At 43.0% G+C, this 21,433-nt stretch carries 22 protein-coding genes; 12 read left to right on the forward strand and 10 right to left on the reverse strand.

The genetic code is table 11. The features are described from left to right. Positions 1-272: 272 nt before the first annotated feature. From EO93_RS00650 to mer, 3 genes are all read right to left on the reverse strand, one after another. Complete coding sequence (locus EO93_RS00650; RefSeq protein WP_048135740.1) at positions 273-794, reverse strand: nicotinamide-nucleotide adenylyltransferase; 522 nt, start codon at positions 792-794, stop codon at positions 273-275. Positions 795-846: 52 nt separating this feature from the next. Next, positions 847-1,887, reverse strand: a complete 1,041-nt coding sequence (gene fpoF / locus EO93_RS00655; protein ID WP_048160577.1) for a F420H2 dehydrogenase subunit FpoF — start codon at positions 1,885-1,887, stop codon at positions 847-849. A gap of 100 nt (positions 1,888-1,987) precedes the next feature. Beyond that, entirely contained in the window at positions 1,988-2,974 is a 987-nt protein-coding gene (gene mer / locus EO93_RS00660; protein WP_048160579.1) for a 5,10-methylenetetrahydromethanopterin reductase, read from the reverse strand. Positions 2,975-3,777: 803 nt separating this feature from the next. Here mer and EO93_RS00665 point away from each other — a divergent pair. The 11 genes from EO93_RS00665 (at position 3,778) to EO93_RS00710 (ending at position 10,889) form a co-directional block, all read left to right on the forward strand. Then, positions 3,778-3,903, forward strand: coding sequence for a desulfoferrodoxin FeS4 iron-binding domain-containing protein (locus EO93_RS00665; protein WP_048135747.1), 126 nt, complete (start codon positions 3,778-3,780; stop codon positions 3,901-3,903). A gap of 109 nt (positions 3,904-4,012) precedes the next feature. After that, the gene (locus tag EO93_RS00670; protein ID WP_048135749.1) at positions 4,013-4,243 is read left to right on the forward strand and encodes a DUF2180 family protein; all 231 of its coding nucleotides are present in this window, start codon (positions 4,013-4,015) and stop codon (positions 4,241-4,243) included. An 11-nt stretch (positions 4,244-4,254) separates the two neighbouring features. Further along, on the forward strand, positions 4,255-4,479 hold the full coding sequence (locus tag EO93_RS00675) for a DUF2180 family protein (RefSeq protein ID WP_048135751.1): 225 nt from the start codon (positions 4,255-4,257) through the stop codon (positions 4,477-4,479). A gap of 209 nt (positions 4,480-4,688) precedes the next feature. After that, positions 4,689-5,042: a carboxymuconolactone decarboxylase family protein gene (locus EO93_RS00680; protein ID WP_048135753.1), complete on the forward strand. Its 354-nt coding sequence runs from the start codon at positions 4,689-4,691 to the stop codon at positions 5,040-5,042. Between the two features lie 266 nt (positions 5,043-5,308). Continuing rightward, entirely contained in the window at positions 5,309-6,688 is a 1,380-nt protein-coding gene (locus EO93_RS00685) for a multiheme c-type cytochrome (RefSeq protein WP_048160581.1), read from the forward strand. A 174-nt stretch (positions 6,689-6,862) separates the two neighbouring features. Continuing rightward, the gene (locus EO93_RS00690) at positions 6,863-7,561 is read left to right on the forward strand and encodes a flavodoxin family protein (RefSeq protein WP_048135756.1); all 699 of its coding nucleotides are present in this window, start codon (positions 6,863-6,865) and stop codon (positions 7,559-7,561) included. A 229-nt stretch (positions 7,562-7,790) separates the two neighbouring features. Next, on the forward strand, positions 7,791-8,426 hold the full coding sequence (gene afpA, locus EO93_RS00695) for an archaeoflavoprotein AfpA (protein WP_048160582.1): 636 nt from the start codon (positions 7,791-7,793) through the stop codon (positions 8,424-8,426). A 53-nt stretch (positions 8,427-8,479) separates the two neighbouring features. Beyond that, positions 8,480-8,986, forward strand: coding sequence for a ferritin family protein (locus tag EO93_RS00700; protein WP_048160585.1), 507 nt, complete (start codon positions 8,480-8,482; stop codon positions 8,984-8,986). A gap of 25 nt (positions 8,987-9,011) precedes the next feature. Continuing rightward, positions 9,012-10,220 (forward strand): FprA family A-type flavoprotein, encoded by a 1,209-nt coding sequence (locus tag EO93_RS00705; RefSeq protein WP_048160587.1) that lies wholly within the window; start codon positions 9,012-9,014, stop codon positions 10,218-10,220. A 276-nt stretch (positions 10,221-10,496) separates the two neighbouring features. Beyond that, positions 10,497-10,640 (forward strand): hypothetical protein, encoded by a 144-nt coding sequence (locus EO93_RS17120; RefSeq protein ID WP_156161186.1) that lies wholly within the window; start codon positions 10,497-10,499, stop codon positions 10,638-10,640. A gap of 66 nt (positions 10,641-10,706) precedes the next feature. After that, on the forward strand, positions 10,707-10,889 hold the full coding sequence (locus EO93_RS00710; RefSeq protein ID WP_048160589.1) for a hypothetical protein: 183 nt from the start codon (positions 10,707-10,709) through the stop codon (positions 10,887-10,889). A 122-nt stretch (positions 10,890-11,011) separates the two neighbouring features. On the opposite strand, the gene budA is transcribed toward EO93_RS00710, so the two are convergent. The 6 genes from budA to hacB all read right to left on the reverse strand — a co-directional run bounded on the left by budA (position 11,012) and on the right by hacB (position 16,553). Continuing rightward, the gene (gene budA / locus EO93_RS00715) at positions 11,012-11,878 is read right to left on the reverse strand and encodes an acetolactate decarboxylase (protein ID WP_052735342.1); all 867 of its coding nucleotides are present in this window, start codon (positions 11,876-11,878) and stop codon (positions 11,012-11,014) included. A gap of 498 nt (positions 11,879-12,376) precedes the next feature. Beyond that, entirely contained in the window at positions 12,377-13,021 is a 645-nt protein-coding gene (locus EO93_RS00720) for a cyclase family protein (protein WP_235283380.1), read from the reverse strand. A gap of 117 nt (positions 13,022-13,138) precedes the next feature. Further along, the gene (locus EO93_RS00725; RefSeq protein ID WP_048160591.1) at positions 13,139-14,134 is read right to left on the reverse strand and encodes an isocitrate/isopropylmalate dehydrogenase family protein; all 996 of its coding nucleotides are present in this window, start codon (positions 14,132-14,134) and stop codon (positions 13,139-13,141) included. A 131-nt stretch (positions 14,135-14,265) separates the two neighbouring features. Then, on the reverse strand, positions 14,266-14,826 hold the full coding sequence (locus EO93_RS00730; RefSeq protein WP_048135767.1) for a manganese efflux pump MntP family protein: 561 nt from the start codon (positions 14,824-14,826) through the stop codon (positions 14,266-14,268). Positions 14,827-15,007: 181 nt separating this feature from the next. Next, positions 15,008-15,880 carry a hypothetical protein gene (locus EO93_RS00735; RefSeq protein WP_048160593.1) on the reverse strand — a complete coding sequence of 291 codons (873 nt, stop codon included), beginning with the start codon at positions 15,878-15,880 and terminating at the stop codon, positions 15,008-15,010. A 175-nt stretch (positions 15,881-16,055) separates the two neighbouring features. Next, on the reverse strand, positions 16,056-16,553 hold the full coding sequence (hacB, locus tag EO93_RS00740) for a homoaconitase small subunit (RefSeq protein WP_048135770.1): 498 nt from the start codon (positions 16,551-16,553) through the stop codon (positions 16,056-16,058). Positions 16,554-17,017: 464 nt separating this feature from the next. On the opposite strand from hacB, the gene EO93_RS00745 reads away from it, so the two are divergent. Next, the gene (locus tag EO93_RS00745; protein ID WP_048160595.1) at positions 17,018-17,872 is read left to right on the forward strand and encodes a class I SAM-dependent methyltransferase; all 855 of its coding nucleotides are present in this window, start codon (positions 17,018-17,020) and stop codon (positions 17,870-17,872) included. A gap of 513 nt (positions 17,873-18,385) precedes the next feature. Here EO93_RS00745 and EO93_RS00750 read toward each other — a convergent pair. Beyond that, entirely contained in the window at positions 18,386-20,908 is a 2,523-nt protein-coding gene (locus tag EO93_RS00750; protein WP_048160597.1) for an oligosaccharyl transferase, archaeosortase A system-associated, read from the reverse strand. Positions 20,909-21,433: the final 525 nt, after the last annotated feature.

Genomic DNA, 21,433 nt, shown 5'->3' on the forward strand with positions numbered 1-21,433 from the left:
TGAATGTAGATAGTTCCATCTTTTATAAAAATTTTTCGATTAGAGAAAAAATATTGTGATATGTGCGGCCATTAACTTTTAAATGTTATTAATAAAATAAAATTAAGAATATGCTGGTGTTTAGAGGGCTCAAAAGAACCATTAAATGACAAAATTATAACAAACCATTATGAAAGAAAGCACTATAAGAAAAAACATTATAGAGAAAAGTAAGAAAAAACATTATAGAGAAAAGTAAGAAAAAACATTATAGAGAAAAGTAAGAAAAAACATTATAGAGAAAAGTTGTTATCGCTTGCAGAAACATTCCTGAGACGGGTTACTCCATCGATATCTTTGATTGTTTCTACAACAGGTTTCGGGACAAGGTGCTCCCACTTTTCTCCCGCAGTCATCCGCCTCCTGATTTCAGTTCCAGAGTACCTTTCCCTGATATAGAGTGGGGACTCCTTAACACAGAACCCGGCTTCCCGGAAAAGCTGGATGACGAGAGGATTGTTCGAGTACACCACGTCAAAACGAGGGGTTCTGGATGCGACGTGGTGGACCCAGATAGAGTTATACCTGACATCTTCGATGGGTAGGACGTAATGACGGATAGGGAGGTGCTCAAGCGCATTATAGAGCATCAGTACCCGTTCCCCTGCAGTAAACGGGTCGGTGGCTTCATGGCTTTTCTGGGCACTTCCGATGCCTATAACCAGTTCATCCACCTCTTCTGCAATCCGCGTAATTACGGCATGGTGCCCGAAATGATACGGCTGAAAACGTCCGATATAGAAAGCTCGTGTCATTCGGGTCCAACCTCGAATTTGTACTGGGTTTCTCTTTTTTAATTAAATTTCTTTAGATCGTTTCGTTGCGGATTCCAGTCTCAAAGCTGAACTTCTCGCAGACTTCGAGGAAATGTTCAGCATTGCCCTTACGCTTCATATCGATAAGCTTTCCGACAAGTTCGAGGCCCGGCTTGGGGTCTTCCATGATCTCCATATCATCACGGACCATATCGAAGTACTTCTCTCCGACATCGGTTCTGATAAAGACCGAGTTCCACCCGTCAGGAGCCCCGACAGAACCTACTGAGATATCGGCAAAGACCGAGGTATAATCACAGCAGTGGTGGCAGGGGTTTCGGGCAAACTTGGCTATGTCCTTGATGGGTACGGAGTGAACCTCACCGTCATTGGTGTAGACCCAGAACTTACCCTTGGTGAACTCCATCTTCCGGACGTCTTCGACATTTACCTTAAGGAATTCAGGGATGATTTTCTCAAGCATGACATCATGATGGAAACTTTCCATACAGAGCAATCCGACAATTAGCACGATCTTTTCGTTTACATTTTCCCGGATCAGATGTGCAGCATGGGCCTGACAGGGCACTCCAATAACTGCAATCCGGTCGTACTTTTCGAAGGCTTCCCTGAGCGCTGCAAGAACGGGGTCTGATGTGTACTTTGTCCCTCTTGTCCGTTCCACATCTTCTGCACTTGTCAGCAGGACCACTTCAGGCTCCCACTTCTCATTTCTGGTAATCCCAACTGCACAGTCGATTTTACCCTGCCTGAAAAGAGATTTGAGGATGCCGCTGGATACTCCTCCATCCTGGCTGCCGGCATTGTCCTTTGACTTTGCACCAAAGAACTTACGCACGTTTGCAAGCTCGTTGTCGATGAAGCCGTCCACTACAGGACAGACCCGACTACAGGTTAAGCAACCTTCACAAACCTGGTATCCGGCCCCTTTCTCATACAGGCCCAGATCGTTCGGATCTCGAATTTCACCCGCCTTCTTTACGGTAACAGCCCCAATGGGACACACGGCCTCGCATGCCCCACAGGCTGCGCATACGTCAAAGTCAATGACTTCTGCAATCTTTGGTGGCAATCAGTTACCTCCAATGCCTTGATAAGCTTGCCTTATCGGCAAGATGTTTTTAAAAATATAACGAAATAAATAAAAAATGGTTATGCAGGATGTAATAAAATTACATCTTTGCAATGATCTCTTTGCCTATAAGCTTTATTGCTTTTTCTTTGTCAGGACCGATAGGGGATCCGGCGACAATCTGGGTTACTCCGATTGCCTCAAGGTCTTTAATCCTCTTCATGCAGTCCTCTGGAGTTCCGCAGATTGCAAAGGCTTCGACCATCTGGGGGGTAACAAGTCCGCCCATGAGGGAACCGAAGTCTCCCTTGGCAATAGCTTCACCGATCTGCTTCTTGGCTTCGACCGGGATGCCGTGGCGCTCAAGGACAAGGTCAGGGGAGCCTGCAACGATAAAGGCGACAACTACCTTTGCAGCATTAATTGCTTTTGCAGGGTCTTTGTCAATGGAGAAACAGGCGTATGCGGTAACATCGACTTCACTTGGATCACGGCCGGCTTTTGCGGCACCCTTGCGGATCTGTTCCACAGCGACCTCAAAGTCCTTCGGGTGAGAAGCGTTGATCAGGACACCGTCTGCAATTTCACCGGCAAGTTCGAGCATCTTGGGGCCCTGGGCACCCATATAGATAGGGACGTTTCCAACTTTGAAAGCAAGTTTTGCGCCTCCGAACTTGACCATTTCGCCGTCCATGGAGACTTTCTGGCCTGAAAGGAAACCTCTGATAGCCTGGATTGATTCTTTGGTGGTTGCAAGAGGCTTTTCCCATGCAATGCCCATGGCATCGAAAGTTGCTTTGTCTCCGGGTCCGAGACCGAGGACTGCCCTACCGCCTGAGATTTCAGCAATTGAAGCAATGCTGGATGCTGTAATTGCAGGGTTCCTGGTATAGGAGTTTGTAACACCGGAGCCGATCTTGATGCTATTGGTGTTCAGAGCGAGAACGGTAAGAGTGGAATATACGTCACGGTTGTTGTAGTGGTCAGTGATCCAGACGTAGTCGAATCCCTGCTGTTCTGAAAGCTTTGCGTAATATGCGATCTTTAAAGCAGGATCGGCCGGTACAAATTCTATTCCGAACTTCATCTTTGATAACTCCTTTTAACTACTGCTTAATGGCTAGATGGGTCTGTTATTCGCCCCATATATAAATATGTTACAAATTATAATTATCATCAATTATAATTGATGATAACTACAACCTTTAACTATAATTCACATAACAGTATTTAAGAATCTATATATAATTAACTGTATTAAATGAGATGTATATAAAAAACTTGATAAAACAATTTTTAAAACAGTTCTTTAAATTGAAGACCTGTTCAAGACCTGTTCAAAACCTATTCAAGACCTGTTCAAGACCTGTTCAAAACCTATTCAAGACCTGTTCAAGACCGGTTTAAGACCTGATTCATTCAAAATGAAATAATCAAACCTTATAAACCTTTTCCAGAACAGGACATTTTCAAGCCATATTTCAAACGGTACTGATAAGGTGCAGGAAAAAGAATAATTAGCTTATTTTAAAGGAAGTTTTTCTTCTGGAACTAGGAAAAGGTTTATATTATAAAAATGTGGGGTGCCGAAATTTGCAGAGTTTACCCTGTTTAGCAAGTGACAAATATTGGGTTTACAGTTGAAGAAAAGAAGAGAAGAAAACACCTTAAAGCCCAGGATAAAGATGTATGAAAAAAATAAAACCGATTTGGATAGAAGGGAAAAATTTATGTTACGTTTTTAAAAATCCTTACAATTATATACAAAGAATGGTTAATATATAGGAGTGTTGATAAAATCCGGAGTGAGTACCGGGAATTACAGGGCAGGGGGAAAGCCCGCTTAAAAGTTTTGATAATTTTAAACTAAAAACAGGAGGTGAATTAGCTATGGCTGTATCCAGAAAAGGAGAAAAGTACCGATGTGAGATCTGCGGCAATGAAGTAATCGTAACAGAAGTCGGAGGCGGAACGCTTGTTTGCTGCGGAGAAGACATGACCCTCATAGAAGAATAATAAAAGAGTCAGAAATTTTCTCATATGATAAGTTTATGAGATCTAAGACCTGAAAATTTTCGGATAAAATACGAATAAAAACAGGATTTCCTGATTCGGAGGGAAAGTGATGAAGTGTTATGAATGTGCCAGAGAGGGCAAAGACACGGATGCTGTGGGGATTTGTATTGTATGTGGGAGAGGGGTTTGCAAAGAGCACCTTATTCACGAGGAAACTCCTGCGTGGGAAGGCGACTATCCTGTTGAACTTAAGCCTGACCGGGAACACATCAAAAGAATTGTCTGTATTCCCTGCCATGAAGCCCTGAAAGAAAACTGTCTGTTTAATGACGTTTGTTGAGGTGGCCTAGAATGCTGAAATGTTACGATTGCATTGAAGAAAATAAGGATAGTGAAGCAGTAGGCGTTTGCATCGTCTGCGGAAAGGGCCTCTGCATGGAACACATCAAGCAGGTAGAATTCCCCATGAAGGGAGGAGGATACCCGCTGCCCCACAAGACGCTAAAGAAGGGCCTTCCAAGGATGATGTGTCAGGAATGCATCGGCTCCATTCTTGAAGACGGGTTCTGCGTCTAAAAAGACGATTTGGCAGACCATTTATAAGGCGACATGGGAAGCCCGGGTATGGCAATTAAGGGTCATGAATATATATATTTGATAAATATTAAGTAATAATCAACATAAATGCCAATATAATCAAAATCAATATAATCAAAATCAATAACCAATTGGTAATCAGAAGTAACTAATTGGTAGCTATAATAACGGAGCGGAGGAGTAGAAGAATGACAGAACACAAAGAGATACTCGAGAGTATGGGAGAAAAAATGGGGTTCACCCCTCAAATTCTGGAGACACTTGGGGACCTTGATCCGGAATTCCTGCACAAATACAGAAGATGCGACCACAAAATTCTGACAGACGGAGCCCTCCCGGCCAAAGTAAAGATCCTTATGGCCCTTGCAGTTGTGGCATCAAAGCAGTGTGAGTCCTGTACAGTATCCCAGATGAAAAGTGCGCTCAAAAATGGGGCTACCAAAGAAGAGATTATGGAGACGATGGAAGTCATCTTCATCACCTCAGGTGCTCCTGCCGTGGCTGCATGCAGGAATGCTCTTAAACTGCTGAAAGAAATGTGAAAGCCACATTTAAAATAAATAAAAAACTACATTCCAAAATTATATTTTTTTAAATCAAAGTTGCAGTTAAAGTAGTGGTGGCGCACTTCTCTGCAAGTAACGGATTATATTCGCACCACTAACTCACTGTTCCTTAAAATTCGACTAACTATAGCATGTGAAGAGTGAACTATTATCAATAAGTCTAAAGAATATCTCCGGGGAAAAAAGCAAACGTGCACCTGGAAAACCTGAAAACCTGAGGACATAGTCTGGGGGGAACGTCAGTGAAAAGCACGGAACTTCTAATTCTAATTACTACTATTTTTTTTGCAGGACTCGTATGTGCATCTACCGGAGCTGCAGAACCAGGCGGACCTGGAAACTTTACATCGGACCAATTTTCGAAATCCGGCATCTGTTCCAACTGCCACGGGAGCAGCTTTGGAGAATGGGATGGCTCAATGCATTCGAATGCGGACAGCGACTTCTTTTACCAGGCAATGCTTCAGGAATACGGTGTAGCTGCAGAAGCCCAGGGTCTTTCTCCTGAGTTTTGCTCTCGCTGCCATACGCCCATCGGAGTGGTTTCGGCTGAAATCCCTCCCCTCGACGGTTCTCAACTGAGCGAGGTTTCAAAAGAAGGAGTACAGTGTGATTTCTGCCACTCAGTTGCCGAAAGCGAGGGGATAGGAAACGCTCCCTATGTCCTTGAGCCCGGAGATGTAAAATGGGGAAACAGGGCCGATGCAGAGTCTCCTTCCCATGAGATCGAAGCGCACGAGTTTTATAACGAGTCCGGATACTGCGGCATGTGCCACAATATCTACCATCCGGTAAATAATTTGACTCTTGCCGCCACTTATACAGAATGGGAAGAAAGCCCATATGCTGAAGAAGGAGTGACCTGTCAGGCCTGCCATATGACCCCCGGAATCGTCGGCTTCGAAGAAAACCCTGGAAAAGCTGCCTCAACAGGCCCGGAGAGGGAACATGTGTATACCCATAACTTTGTGGGCGCAAACGCTTTCGTAACAGGCATTATGGGAGAAGGAAGGCACGAAAAAAGGGCTATTGAGTATCTTCAACACGCTGCAGAGCTTGAGGTAACAGCTCCTGATTCGGCAGAACCGGGAGAAAATGTGGAAATGGAGGTAGAAATTACAAATACAGGGGCAGGACACAAAATTCCAACCGGGGTTACTGAAGAGCGGGAAATCTGGCTTGAGCTTATTGCACTGGACGGTGAAGGAAAGGAAATATATCACTCAGGGGAACTTGACGAAAAGGGGATAATTGACCCTCGAGCAACGGTCTATCACACGGTTTTTGCGGACTCTGAAGGAAACCCCACAGTAAAAGTATGGGAAGCAGAAAGTATCCTTTCCGATAACAGAATAAGCCCGAAAGAATCTGTAGTTGAAAAGCATTCATTCATAATGCCTGAAAATGCCTCCAATCCTATCAGCACAAAGGCGGTTCTTCACTACAGATCGGCTGCTCAGGAGCATATTGACGAGCTTTTCGGTGAAGGAGCCTATTCAGTGCCTGTGATTGATATGGCAGCGTACCCCGACGAGGAAAAGTCTTCAACTCCAGGCTTAGGAATTATCGGAACGGGAATTGCACTCATTCTGGGTAGCGCCTTCAGAAGGCTTAAGAGATAAAAAGAAAGACAAAAAGAAGACAAACGTTAAAAATTAGGGCTAAAAGCATTCAGGCATAAGATTATTGCCCTGAAGACATACTATCATATAGACATATTTGAGCAGATGCTTAACTTTTGATATTAGCTTTTATTTTAGATACTTAGCTTTTATAAGAAATACAGGCGAGGGGACATGCAAGAAACCGAAACCAAACCAATAAGGATTCTGGGAATATCGGGAAGTCCCAGGAATATGGCGACTGATTTTCTGGTTCAGGAAGCCCTGAGGATTACAAAAGAGAAATACGGTGCAGAGACTGACTATTTCTCCTCCAAAGGGAAAAAGTTAAACTTCTGCATCCATTGTGATTTTTGTGTTAAGAAAAAGGAAGGCTGCGTCCATAAAGACGATATTGCGGCTGAGCTGTACGACAAAATGATCTGGGCAGATGCCTGGATTATAGGCACTCCTGTCTATCAGGGAACCGTAAGCGCCCAGACAAAAACGATTATGGACCGCTGCAGAGCTGTCGTCGCCAGAGACCCAAAGGTCTTTTTAAATAAGGTCGGAATGGGAATAGCGGACGGAGGGGACAGGATAGGCGGGCAGGAGCCTGCTATCCAGACTATTCTTAACTTTTATGTAATTAATGAAATGATCCCTGTTGGAGGGGGTTCCTTTGGAGCAAACCTGGGAGGGACCTTCTGGTCAAAGGATAAGGGAGCAGAAGGGGTTTCAGAAGATTCGGAAGGTATGCGGAGCCTTAAAAAAACCCTTAAGAGGCTCATCCAGACAGCCCGACTCGTAAAGACAGCAGCTTCCGTAGAAGAGTCTGAAACCCCGGCACCCGAAAACCCTGGAGAAGAAGGTAAAAAGCCATCGCAGGACTGAAAACTCAGGATGAGCTGTACCTCTCAGGCAGATGAGACATAACTGGTCACTTAAAACCAGAGTTGGGCTTAAGGACAAACAGTAAATCAGGCTAATGGACAGAACTCAGGGAGATAGATCAATTAAGAAAGATCGGAAGTTTCAGGGGAATAATAGTTTAAGAAATCAAATCAATTAGAATAATGAGGGAATGCAGAGATTAGATTGAAACCTTAAGGAGGGTGTTATTTTGGTAGAACCGCTAAGCAAGAAAGTTAAACGCATAGCATGGGGAATTACAGGTTCCGGAGACCAGATGATTGAGACCTATAGTATTCTGGTGGACATTAAGAACCAGACAGGCGTTGAAACAATGGTTTTCCTGTCCAAAGAGGGCGAAACCGTGATGAAATGGTATCACCTGTGGGACAAAATCCAGAACGATTTCCCTAACTTCAAAGTAGATGCAGGCCCCAACTCCCCATTCATTGCAGGCCCACTGCAGATGGGACATTATGATTTCCTGCTCATAGCCCCGGCAACTGCCAATACAGTGGCAAAAATCGTGTACGGGATTGCAGATACCCTTGTTACAAATGCGGTTTCTCAGACCGCAAAAGGAAAAACGCCTATTTTCATCCTGCCTGTGGACCAGAAAAGGGGAACTGTAAAAACTGCTGCACCCAGCGGGAGAGCATTTGAGCTAAGTATGCGCGAAGTAGATGTTACAAACTCGGAAAAACTTGCGCAGATGGAAAACATAACCGTACTTGCCAGTCCATATGAGATTTATGATTTATTTGGGCTTGAACGGCCTTCTGAAGATATAATCTTGAAAGTGAAAGAACAAAAGAAACACAAAGCAAGGAAAGAAATTGGAGATTAAACACTTTAAATTAGGGGAAACCTGAAAATCAGGTTCTAAGGGGGGTAAAAGGTATGAAGAGTTCATATCAGGATACAGTAGAGGAAGTAAGAAATCTTAAAGGGATTGAAGAAGCCATAGCTCTGGCAATCGAGAGAGAAATTGAAGCAAGGGACTTCTATCTGCAGAAGGCTACCTTAATGGACAACCCGAAATTCAAGGAACTCTATGAACACCTTGCAGGCGAGGAAGTAAAGCATATTGGCTACCTCGAAGGGTACCGTGATAAAAAAGAACTGCCCGCGATCAGTACGGAAGTCCCAAGTGGGCAGTCTTTCAGCCCTGAATTCGATGTCAGCAGAACAAAAGTAGGCGAGATCACCCCTGGAGAGACAGGCATTCTTCTTGCAGCCATGAGACATGAGAGAAAGAGTGAGGATTTTTATTCGGAAATGGCAAAAAGAATCGAAGACGAGACTCAGAAAAAATTCTTTGAGATGCTGTCAAGGTACGAAAGAGGCCACTACGAGATTATTGACAGCTATCTTGAAAATGTAACTCAGTTCCGGATGCAGACCTGAAAAAAACTGAGAGGGCTGTGAGGATATGGAAATCGAAAAAACTGACGGAGCCGTCGAACTTGCCAGGGGAGTTTACTGGGTAGGAGCAATCGACTGGAACGGCAGAGACTTTCACGGGTTTACCACCCCTGGTGGGACAACCTACAATTCCTACCTTGTTGTTGGGGAAAAGACCGCCCTTATCGATACCGTAAAGGCTCCCTTTGCAGGGGAAATGCTCAGGCGTATTACCCGGATAATCGACCCTTCAAAGCTTGACTACATTGTAGTAAACCATATGGAACTTGACCATGCGGGTTCCCTGGCAGAGCTCAAAAAACAAACCGATGCAAAGATCCTCATTACAAGAAGGGGCGTCGACATCCTTAATGGCTACTTCAGAGACTCGGGCAGCGAGAACTGGGACCTTGAGGTTGTGCAGACCGGCGACCAGCTGGACCTTGGAGGCAAGACCCTCATGTTCCTGGAAGCCACAATGCTGCACTGGCCTGACAGCATGGAAACTTTCCTGAAAGAAGATAGGATCCTCTTCTCAAACGATGGTTTCGGGCAGCATATAGCCACCTCAAAGAGGTATGATTTTGAAGTAGGGGATGTTATCCCGGAAGCTGCCGAGTATTATGCAAACATACTGATGCCATTTCACATGCCGCTTCTTCGCTTTCTGGGAGTACTGGAAAACATGGGAGTAGAGCCTCTGCAGATAGCCCCTTCCCATGGAATTATATGGAAACAGGACCTCAAAAAAATCCTTGAGGCATACAGGGCATGGGCTAATGGGGAAGTAAAGGAAAAAGTGCTTGTCATCTACGATACTATGTGGGGCAGCACGGAAATAATGGCAAACGAGATTGCAGAAACTGTCCGGGAAGCGGGAGTTGAGGTCAAACTTCTTAATCTCCGGAAAAACACCCGGAGCCATATAATGGAAGAGATGCTCGATGCAGCTGCCTTTGCAGTAGGCTCACCGACCCTTAATAACGGAATCTTTCCAACAGTCGGAGACTTCCTGGTATACATAAAAGGCCTGCGCCCCCAGAAGAAAAAAGCTGTGGCTTTCGGGTCATACGGCTGGGGAGGAGGAGCAGTAAAAACAATAGAACAGGAATTAAAAAATGCAGGAATAGAGGTACTGGAACCCGGACTGCAGGTAAGGTACAGGCCATATGAAAAAGAACTGGAGAAATGCAGAAAACTTGGAGAGCAGCTTGCAGCTCTTGCAAAAGAACAGTAAACCAGTTTCCCTCTAGTTTTTTATTTTAAACTCTTTTATTTAAAACTCTTTTATTTAAAACTCTTTTATTTAAAACTCTTTTTTGAGGTATTCTTATTCTCCGGGGAATTTATCAGGAGGCTCTTTCTGACCCCCCCCTTTTGAGATATTTTCAGGCCTGGTAACCATATAGATTTTGAAACCTCCATCTCCTGGACTCCATCAAAAAATACTTTCACCCTGCTTGGCGGAGCTTAATAAATACTGAAGTAGTTTTTGGGAATAGAGGTGAATACAATGGAAGAGATATTCAGAGGACTGGTTGAACGCGCTCAGTACTATGAACAGTTTGAAAGCTTCAGAAACACCGACATTTCCGGACAGTTAGGGGATATACCGGGAATGAACCTGAAGATGAAAGTTTCAGTACCGAACATGTAAGGCCAGAATTGAGTTAACAATTGTATCAGAAATAGTAATCAGGATAGTAAAAGCTGCAAACCCTCTATGAACAGGCGGAATGTTGAGATTCATTTCTCAACAAAAAAATCAGACAAAGAAGAAAATAAAGAAGAAATAAAAGAAAGAAAAACAGACCAAACATACCTAAAAATTTACAAGAAAAATAAGGGCAAAAAGGAAATTAAATTAAGAAGAAGTGAAGGAAAAAAAGATAAAAATAGAATGTAAGTGAGGGGAAAGTAAAGGAAAAAATTAGCAGAAGTAAGGAGAATAAAACAGAAATAAAAGGGGAAGGGGGGAAATTTCCCTTTAAAAAACGAAGGAAAGCATATAAAAGTGAAAGCTTGAGATCACTTTTCAACCTTTTCCATATCAGCCTGAAGGTCCTGACCCAGTTCCACGTCATAGAAGTCTCCGCTGGTGGGGAGTTCCATGAAGAATGCGCTGGTAATGTCAAGGGTAGCATCTCCGTTTTCCATCTCAAGGTCCAGGACATGCCCACCTGCATTTCGGTCCCCTGTAATGAAGTGAAGGTGATACCCCGGCACATTTACACCTTTCACGTATTCAGGGGCTCTGAATCCTACCAGTGTACCGCTTATGTTTTCAAATTCGAAGACAGACTGGGTGGATACCGCATCTGCAAGTTTTGGATATGGTTTTTCCTGTTTTGGTACGCTTCGTGCTTTTATGTAAGAGAAATTCCCGTCAACCCGGACCGCGTAGAAAAGGTTTTCCGAAGGCAGGTTAAGGTCAAGGAAGTCTTCAAGTTCGGTAAGGTTTGCAGGTTCCTCAAACCGGAAATTTTCATCGGCTTCAAAGTAGGTGACAGTGGCAAAAGGAGTTGTCATTTCCCCGGATACAGGATAGGCAATTCCATCTGTTTTTATCTGATAGTAATTGCCATCAAGGGCGAGCATTTCCCCTTCGAGCCCGTCAAAGGTTCCTATACCAAAGTCCCCATGGGTTTCAAGTTCCGCAACTGGCAGAACCCCATCATAAACGCCCTGAAGCAGGGCGTCGATTGTTGAGACCTGATAGAGAACGTCAATTTCACTGCCGCGAATACCTGAAGCTGAGTCCGCATTGCTCCCAATATTGTCGGGTTTCTCAATATTACCGGATTTTTCGGAAAAGTCATCGCCATGACTGGTGCAACCGGAAACAAAAGTAACTGAGAAAAGAATTAAAACAATCAAAAAACTTTTTTTATTCATGTATAGTCCTCACCGGATATTTAGTAAGAATTCTTGTTGTTGATATTATAAATTTTTTTAGTATATTTAGAGATGAACTTACAAACATTTAAGAAATTGAAGATAGAAGTTCTGTATGGGCAAGGGAATTAACTCGGTGATTTATTTTTATAAGTTGTGTATTAAGAAAGCCCGGTGTTAGGAACGGTTAGGAACAGTTCTCATTCTTTATAAATTAATGTAGGAGAGGTTCAAACGGAATTGAACAGAAGTGAATAAGTCAGGAAGGAAAAAACAGTTATTGAGCTCCTCTTAATATTCAAAATTTGCTTCTTGAACCCTGTACTTCAAACAATTGATTCAGCCCCTGATTGTGAAAGCAATTCCGAAAACTCTTATGGCTAAGAATAAAATAGCTTTTGGGATGAACTTATTAAGGACCGAAACAGGGAAAAAATAAATTAGAATTAAAAAAAGAGAAGGATGGGAGAATAACTTTATATTGACCCTTTGAAGCAGTTATTCTCTTACCAGTATGACTCTGGCCGGAGCCCCGTCCGCGTCTATAAGAAGAGGCAAACCCAGGAACGTATATTCCCCTTCGTGAACGCCGGCAAGGTTGAGGCCTTCAAACAAAGTCATGTTATTGATAAGCAGTTCATGAACCTCATCGTCCCCTTCAAGCTTTTTAACTCTGAGATAGTCAAACCCCAGGGTCTTGACTCCTGCATTGACAAGGTATTCGGCTGCATCCATTTTCAGGTGCACGTAGTTCTCACGGAATTTCACGTATCCAAGGGTAGAGTTTCTGGTCTTGAGAAGCACTATGTCCCCAGGACCGATTTGAAACCCTTCTAGATCCTGCCTGTGGATCTCTTCTTCCACATGGACAAGATCAAAAACCCTGCATTTCCCATAAAAGCTTTCAAGAGGTAGGGATGCAACTCCTTCTTTTCCGTCCCGAACATGCAGCCTTGAATCAACGTGCGTGCCTATGTGACTTCCCAGGGTCAGAATAGACTCATTTACCCTATCCTTCGGTACGGATGCATACCTCTCGATCAAAGGTTTCGGATTTCCGGGATATACAACCATCCCTTCAGTAATAAGCTGTGAAACATCGAAAAACTCTGGCAGAATAAAACCCCCGTTACTCTTAAGCAAAGCTTCCAGTTACTTTGCATAATAAAAAAATAGATGTAAAGGTATAAAAATACCCGCTTGAAGTAAAGGAAAAAGCCTTATTCAGCCTTATTTCAATGCAGTTTAATTTCAACCAGCTTATTTCAGTGCATATTTCACATATTCTGCAACCGCATGCCCCACTTCCGCAGTTGTGGAAGTTCCTCCCAGGTCAGGAGTAATAATATTTTTCTGAAGCACATCGGCTATTGCCCTATCAATGATCGAGGCTCCGGGGTTGCCCATCCATTCAAGCAGCATCTTCACGCAGAGGATGGCAGCAAGCGGATTTGCAATACCTTTTCCTGCGATGTCCGGGGCACTTCCGTGCACAGGCTCGAAGAAGGCATATTTTTCCCCGATGTTGGCGCTCGGGACAAGCCCCAGGCTTCCGACAAGCGCCGCACACATATCACTCAAAATGTCCCCGAAGATGTTCGTTGTGACAACAACGTCGTATTTTTCGGGGCGCATCATAAGACTGTAAGCCATTGAATCAACCAGCGTGTCGCTGTACTCCACCCCATGTGAGCTGGCAACCTGCCGGCAGACATCAAGGAAGAGCTTGTCGGACTTCAGGACGTTGGACTTGTGGACAATGGTCAGTTTGTTATTTCTCTGTTTTGCAAGCTTGCAGGCGTATTCTGCAATTCTCTCAGAGCCTTTTCGGGTAACTACCCTCTTTGTCCAGGAAAGGTCAGGCCCTATTTCCTCGATCCCTGAGTACAGCCCTTCAGTATTTTCCCTTACAATGATAAAGTCGAAATCGTTTTTTCCGGTAACACCCTTTATGCCGGGGAGGGGTTTTACAGGCCGGACATTGGCATATAGGTCCAGTTCCTTCCTGATGGCAAGAAGCACGCTTTTGTAATTAGGATCAGGCACAGTAGTGACTGCCCCGAAAAGGACTGCATCACACCCTTTTATGGTTTTTATGTCTTCTCCTGACATTGCAATCCCGGTTCTTTCCCACCTGGCATAGCCCAGTTCCAGGGGCACTTTCTCAAGCTCAAGCCCAAAAGCATCAAGAACTTCCACAGCCGCAGGGATCACTTCCCTGCCAATCCCGTCACCTTCGATTACCGCCAGTTTCATGATACTGCATCATGGCTTGAAGTATATGAATCTGGCGTAACTGTTTAAGATTCCAACGTTGATCTTTTAGATCCAGAAAAAAGAGTTTTCAGATCCTGAAAACAGATTTTTGGGGTCCAGAAAAAGAGTTTTCAGATCCAGAGCAGGTGTTCGGCCAGGATTTTCCCGCCAAGTCCTATAAGGATCAGGCCGCCAAGGACTTCAACTTCATGTTCAAAGAAATGCCCTATCCGGTAGCCGAGGATTGCCCCGAAGAAAGACATAAAAAAGGTCACGCAGCCTATGATAATAACGGGCTCAAGAATAGGTGTCTTAAGAAACGCAAAACTAATTCCAACTGCAAGAGCGTCTATGCTTGTTGCAACTGCAAGCAGGAAAAGCAACGAATAGTTAAGGGAACTTACCTTTCCTTCAGGGCTTCCGTAAAGTGCCTCATAAATCATTTTGCACCCGATAAAGGCAAGAAGCCCGAATGCAATCCAGGGGGCATAGTCTGAAACAAAGCCGCTTACTACGCTTCCCCCAAGCCAGCCCAGCACCGGCATGAAAGCCTGAAAGCCCCCGAAAAAAACAGCCAGCTTCAGGGCATCATTGAGCCTAAAAGGCCTTATCGTTGTACCGCTGGACATGGAAACTGCAAAAGCATCCATTGCAAGCCCGAGCGCTAAGAGGAAACTGGTTAGAAAAGACATTTATTACTCCATTTTCGTTTTATATAGGGTTTTCCGGGAATGTCAGATTTTCCGGGATAATAGAATCCCTGGCACTTAAAGGTACCTGTAATGCACTTAAAAGTGATTGCAATGCACCTGAAAGACTCTTAAATAAATTTAATGGTGAGGGGAGGGAGAGGAAGGGGGGCTGAAACTATACTTACACTTTTTCCTCTGAACCTTTCCCCCTAAGCCGGTTCACAAGCTTCCGGACCGCTTCAACAACCTGGAATTCCGATGCCCCCCAATGGACAACAGCCCCTTCAAAGCCATTGATTGTGACAAGCCCTGATTTTTCAGACCTGCAGCAGCGCGTAATAAAGGATTTTGAGGGCACAACTATTTCGGACTTGAAAGGACAGATATTTACGAAGGAATAATCAAGTTCCGGAAAACGCATTTCAAAAAGGGTCTTTGAGATCTCACACCCTACGAGGAGGTGTCCGTTTTCGGTCAGCACGTCCGAGTCAAGGCATTTCCCCTCAAGCCCCGATGCGCTGCAGGGAAAAACTGTGTTTTCTCCTTCGAACTGCCTGAGGTCAATTATCTTTTCAGTAAACCTGACCTGCAGATCCCCGAAAATTCCGCTGGCTTCAAGTCTCCTTACAACCTGGGAAAGCCAGGACGGCTCCGGGGGAGCAACATCAAGGATCTCTATTTCAAGAATACTGGAGGGGTCAGGGTCATGGACAATTGTGACATGCCTGTCTACACCCGTAAAAATGACAGTGTTCACCTTCCCTGTGCAGAGCTTTAATGCGGTCTCGATCAGGAGGGAACGGTCTTTTATGTTTAATTCCCTGTCATACCTGACCACCTCATCTCCGGAGGCAAGCAGTTCGAGACTCTCAACCTTTCTGAGAAGCCCTTCTCCACTTTTAATTACATGGTAAACTGCATACTCAGAGCTGCCGGTTTCGGGATTTTCTCTTTCTTCGATCAGGTACTCCGTAAGGAAATAAATTAACTCTTCAGTGCCTGTGGGAAAGGCTTTTGTTACTCCCACATGTTTGTACTCATCAGGAAAAATCATAGGTATCGGCTGTTTGAGTAATTACTGGATCTGGTCGGCTTCTCGGACTCGACCCTGTTTCTTGTAAGTGATCTTGCTCAATCAAGTTCGTTACGGTATATTAAGCAATTATTATTCTTACTTAAGCAGTTATTATTTTTTCTTAAGCAGTTATTATTTTTTTCTTAAGCAGTTATTATTCATTCTGCTGGCTCTGTACTTTTTTTCTATGGGCAACAAGTCCGCCGTCTGTAAGCATATCGAGCAGGAAGTCAGGCAGTTTGTTTCCTCTGTACACCCCTTTTCCGGGAACTCGGACCTCGCCTTTGAGCAGGTCAACTTCGACCTCGTCCCCTTCCTGGCACTCAACATCAGCCTCCATAAGGGGCAGCCCCACGTTAATAGCGTTTCTGAAAAAGATCCTTGCAAAGGACTTTGCCACAACACAGGATACTCCCGCATACTTGAGCGCAAGGGGGGCCTGTTCCCGGGATGAGCCGCAGCCAAAATTGTTTCCCGCGACTATGATGTCTCCCTCTTTCACCTTTTTAGCGAATTCAGGATCAATGCCTTCCATGGCATGGGCCGCAAAGACCTGCATGTCCTTGGTCCTCAGGTATTTCCCCGGGATAATCACATCGGTATCGACATCGTCTCCGAATTTCCAGACTCGGCCTATGATAGGGTTTTCCATCACAATTCACCTTTGAAGTAGGTTTTTTTAATAGTATATCTAAGTGGCGGAGAGAAATGAATGAATGAATGAATGAATATGTAACTATCCAACTATAAACAATCATAGAAACCTCCATAGACCAAAAAATATTTGCAAAAATAATTAGAAAAAAAATATAAAGGTTGGGATGTTATAAACGTTATAAATTTTGAAAGTTCACATTTGACTGAATCTTGAGTATAGTATACTGATTAATTGAGACAAAGACTTACATTGGTTCTTCGCTGTTTCGAGTGGGCAATTTGACCCACTTCCTAAATGCGTGAGTAATAGATGCAATATTTGAGAATAGTTATGGTGAAAAATCAGATACAGACTTAATGTTTGTCTTTTTGGCAGACAACTTTTAACTACACAATTATTATCAACTCATATAAAACAGCGAAGAGCCTAAACATTTCTGAAATTAGGTTGTGTGCGAAATGATCGACATCTGTAAAAAAATATATGGTGCTATGAAAAGTAGTATGTTTATAAGGTTAGATTATCGTGTAAACTCGAAACCTAGATATGGTTACGGTAGACCTCCTCATCCAGATTTATATAGAATAATTAATAGAAATAGAAATAACTATGAGGAATACTTGAACTCATTTTTGGCTTACAAAAATAATTTTATAGGCATACCACGAAAAAATAAATTAGACAATAGTGATATAGGCCCATCATGGATCAATGGTTATTTACCTGGACTCGATTCTGTAGCATTATATGGATTATTATGTTTGAATAATCCCAAAAGGTACTATGAAATAGGATCAGGAAATTCTACATTATTTGCCAATAAAGCAATTAAAGATCATCATTTAAGGACAAAAATAACATCCATCGATCCCTATCCAAGAGCCAGTATAAATACGATATGTGATACAGTTATAAGAGAGCCGGTAGAAGACGTTGACCCTGAGGTTTTTAGGGAATTAGAAGCAGGAGACATCCTTTTTGTGGACAACTCTCATCGGGCATTTATGAATTCAGATGTTACAGCAGTATTTTTAGACATATTGACAAGATTAAAACCAGGTGTTTTTGTTGAATTCCATGATATATGCCTTCCTTATGATTACCCAAAAGAATGGATAAAAAGATATTATTCCGAACAGTATCTTTTAGCAACTTATATTCTGGCGGAAGGAAATAAATTTGAGATAATCCTCCCAAATACGTTTATAAGTAGAGATTCCAAACTTAATTTAATATTAGCTCCATTATGGAATGAAAAAAGTATGCAGGGGGTAGAAACCCATGGAGGATCTTTTTGGATAAAGACTAAATAAATATCCGTTAAGCAGTGTTGCGAATTTGCTGTAAATTCAAAGTAAAATTATTGCATACTGAATGAAATTCGGTTCTCTTGAGACGGGATTTTGTCGCCAATAACTTAGAGAGTGTATTAAAATTAAATGTGAGTATACAATTGGGATAGGGCTTATGCATTTGAACTGAAAAACAGTAGCATTAAACAGTCAAATGTCTAAACTGTAAATTTAAACCATGATGTTTACTGTATTTGATGTTATACATAGAGTGCATAACTACTATGAAAAAAATACTATACTTAAGGCCAATATGGACCTGAATTTCGGAAAAATTTATGATCTGACTTTTAAGTTGATGTTGTTCATTACCCAATTGTAGAAATGGTTTGAATTTTAAGACAGGCTCTTATTGAGATTTGTGATTTTACAGATAATTAGGCACACTGCCAAACGTTTATTCTGCATAAGCACACATTGTAGAAATTATGTAACTATTTCCTCATGAAAAAAGAAACGCACAAAAATGTGCGTTCAAATTTTAATTTCCTCCCCATTCAATACTGCTTCTTCACTGACTCTTACTTCTGTAGTCGTATTCCCGTAACTTACTACATAAGCACCTGCCGGAGCAGTATCGAACTGGGTTTCCCCGGAAATGGGACCTTCGGTTGAATAGGGTACAGTAAACTCATACCTGCCTTCAGAATCCGAAGTTGTCGACTGGGAATAGTCAAAGGTCCTTCCCTGGCCCGTTAGAATTGTCGTGTTTATATTAACAGTCTCGTTCGGGGAAACAGTTCCGGTTATTTTTGCACCCTTAACATATTCGAAAATTTTGACATAACCCGTATCTGCCTCAGGAATACTGCCTCCAAAGAGGTAGTTGTACACCTGTTTGTACCCTACTTCCTGAGTCTTATATGCCCAGGTCTCATGGACCAACCGGTACTGCTTCAGGCCGTTTCCGTCCAGAATATGCAGCCTTGATTCCATTGAATTGAAGTAGCGGGTACTTGGCAGGGACTGATATCCGCTCCCTGTCCAGTAAGACTGATAGTATCCTTCGGAATCAAGGGTCCAGGCTGTCATCGCATAGAACTTGCCTGTGGCCATTTCGACGTCTGAGATAATATAACGGGCTCCGGCTTTATCCGGGTCAGGGTGGACGGCTTCAAGCACTGCAGTTGCTTCTTCTTCGGATTGGGCTGTAAAGAAAGTGGAAGAACCGGGCTGGTTCTCTTCGTCTATGCTCCCCCTGCGCCCTCCAATTCCAGCCTGGAAAGGATTTGCATTTGGAATTCTGTGCCCGATCGTTTCGATCCAGTGACCATAGTCCCACCAGGACATAACTCCGTACACAGTATCCGGGTAATCGAAAAGTTCTCCGGCCTCGGGAGCTTCATAGATTGCGTTATAATCCATACCCGGGTCAGGAGTATAGGATTGGAGCCACGTAGTAGCTTCGATCCAGGGCCCGTTGGGACCTCCAGTACCTTTTGTCATTTCCATTGCAGAACCGTATACAGGGTAAATAAGAATGACTGCTATAGCCAGAACCGCAACTATCTGTTCTATTTTAATAAACTTGAGGATATTCAGGAAATCTGCAGGAGATTTTACATCGGAACTGAACTTTTCATCGAGTTCTTTCCATTTTACCTTTTCAAGCAGCAGGCCTCCTACATAAGCACTGAGAACTGCTACATTAATGGAATAATAGTATGCATAACGGTTCTGACCGTAGATGGTAAGAAGGATTAAAAAGCTCCAGACAAGAACCAGTACTCCTTCAGGCTTCGGCTTTCTGAAGAGTTTTGCAGTCAGGAAAAGAATCCCAAGGAGAGAAGCAAAGAAACCTGAAGCTGTAAAATTCCCAAAGACTTTTGATAGGGTAAAAACCCCACTGCCGTAAAATATTGAGGATACTTCTCCAATTGTTGAAGGACCGCCTGTCTGGATCCCGAAAATTGAATGAGGAGCGCTTATGACCAGCGAGTAAAGGGAAGGAACCGCAATTTTGGCTGCGACCAGTCCCACAACACCAATTCCGAGTATTGCCAGAGGATAGTAGTAGGCTTTTATATTTCTACTTTTGAACTCCCTCTCAATAAAACTCAATGCTATAAAACCTGCCATTGCTCCAATAGCGGTGACAAAATGGAACCATGAATAATAATACATTGAGAAACCCATATCAGGGTGGACAAAGGGAAGTATAAGTATGGAGCTTACTAAAAATGCGATTATACCCGTAAACCCGAGGTAGTCACTTGACTCGCCATGGAAATTATCAATGATATACTGGATCACGGCATAAACCAGAGCGACCAATAAGAAAAGAGAAGCTCCAGGCCACGAAAGTTGATAAGCTGAATACATGACCCCGGCCATAACAGAATATATCAGAGGCTCTTTCAGGACACTGAGATTTTTAGTAATTACATGCTCGAAACGCAGCCCTTTTTTCTTTGCAGAGATCAACGCCAGCATGAAAAACATGATAAAAAAGGTACTGAATAGAGACTCAGCTACATGGTGGTCTGTAAAACCCATCATTGAACGGGACAAAAATTGCCCTGGAGCAAAGGCGATTAAAATTGCAGCCAGTATGCCTGTTTTACGTCCCCCGAGATGTTTTCCGATATAGTAGACAGGAATGACAGTAAGGGCTCCGAGCACTGCGGGGAAGTAAGCCCCTACCCAGTTAACAAGCTCAGGACTGGGATTGCCCATTCCCAGAAACAGAGATGTAAGAGCCATCATCTGGTCGAATAATGGACCAAAATGGATGTAACTCCCCGTAGGATAGTTGGTCATAGGGTTGAAAAACATCCTGTTTGGGTAATTTTCAAGCAGAACATTTAAAGTCCGCATATGGTACCAGGGGTCATTACCCCCGAACCTTACAAACCCGTTGGATAGGAACACCGAATCATAAGGACGTGTTCGGATCCATAGGGCTACAAAACCAATTACTGCAACTGCCAGAGTATAAGGCAAGCTGGATTTTATTTTAGACTTAAAAGATGATACAGGACGATCCTGAGAACTCATAGTAATCTCCTTCGGGAGGCACATTTTGGCAATCAAATTTATAATATGTATAATATATAATTAGCCTGAGATACAATTTATATGATATATAATTTAGGTAATATAAGATTTATGTCAGAAGAAAAATTAAATTGATTCAAATGCAACGGTTTATGATTTTAATTTTACTTTTGATAGAACTTCAACTCTCTCGCCGCAAAACTGACTCAAACAGCTTTCTGGATGGATCCACTAATCCTGAAGGGATAAAAAGTTCCTTTATAGTATATAGTAATTACATAGTGACCATCGATTTTTTTCAAGACATCTCCCTCAGATATAGTAACCCAGTTTTAAAAAGACGTGCAATATGCACAATTACACTTTGAGAAACCCTAGACCTTTAAAGTAACTTTTTTAATAGTATATCTAAATAACGGACAAATGGTATCCTCTTCAAATTTGATGGGTTTTCAATCACAGGAAAAATATAATAGTTGCTCCATTTCCCCTTACCATATCTTGGAGTAACAAAATGGAACTCGA

Source organism: Methanosarcina sp. 1.H.A.2.2, assembly GCF_000979975.1.
Classification (GTDB): domain Archaea; phylum Halobacteriota; class Methanosarcinia; order Methanosarcinales; family Methanosarcinaceae; genus Methanosarcina.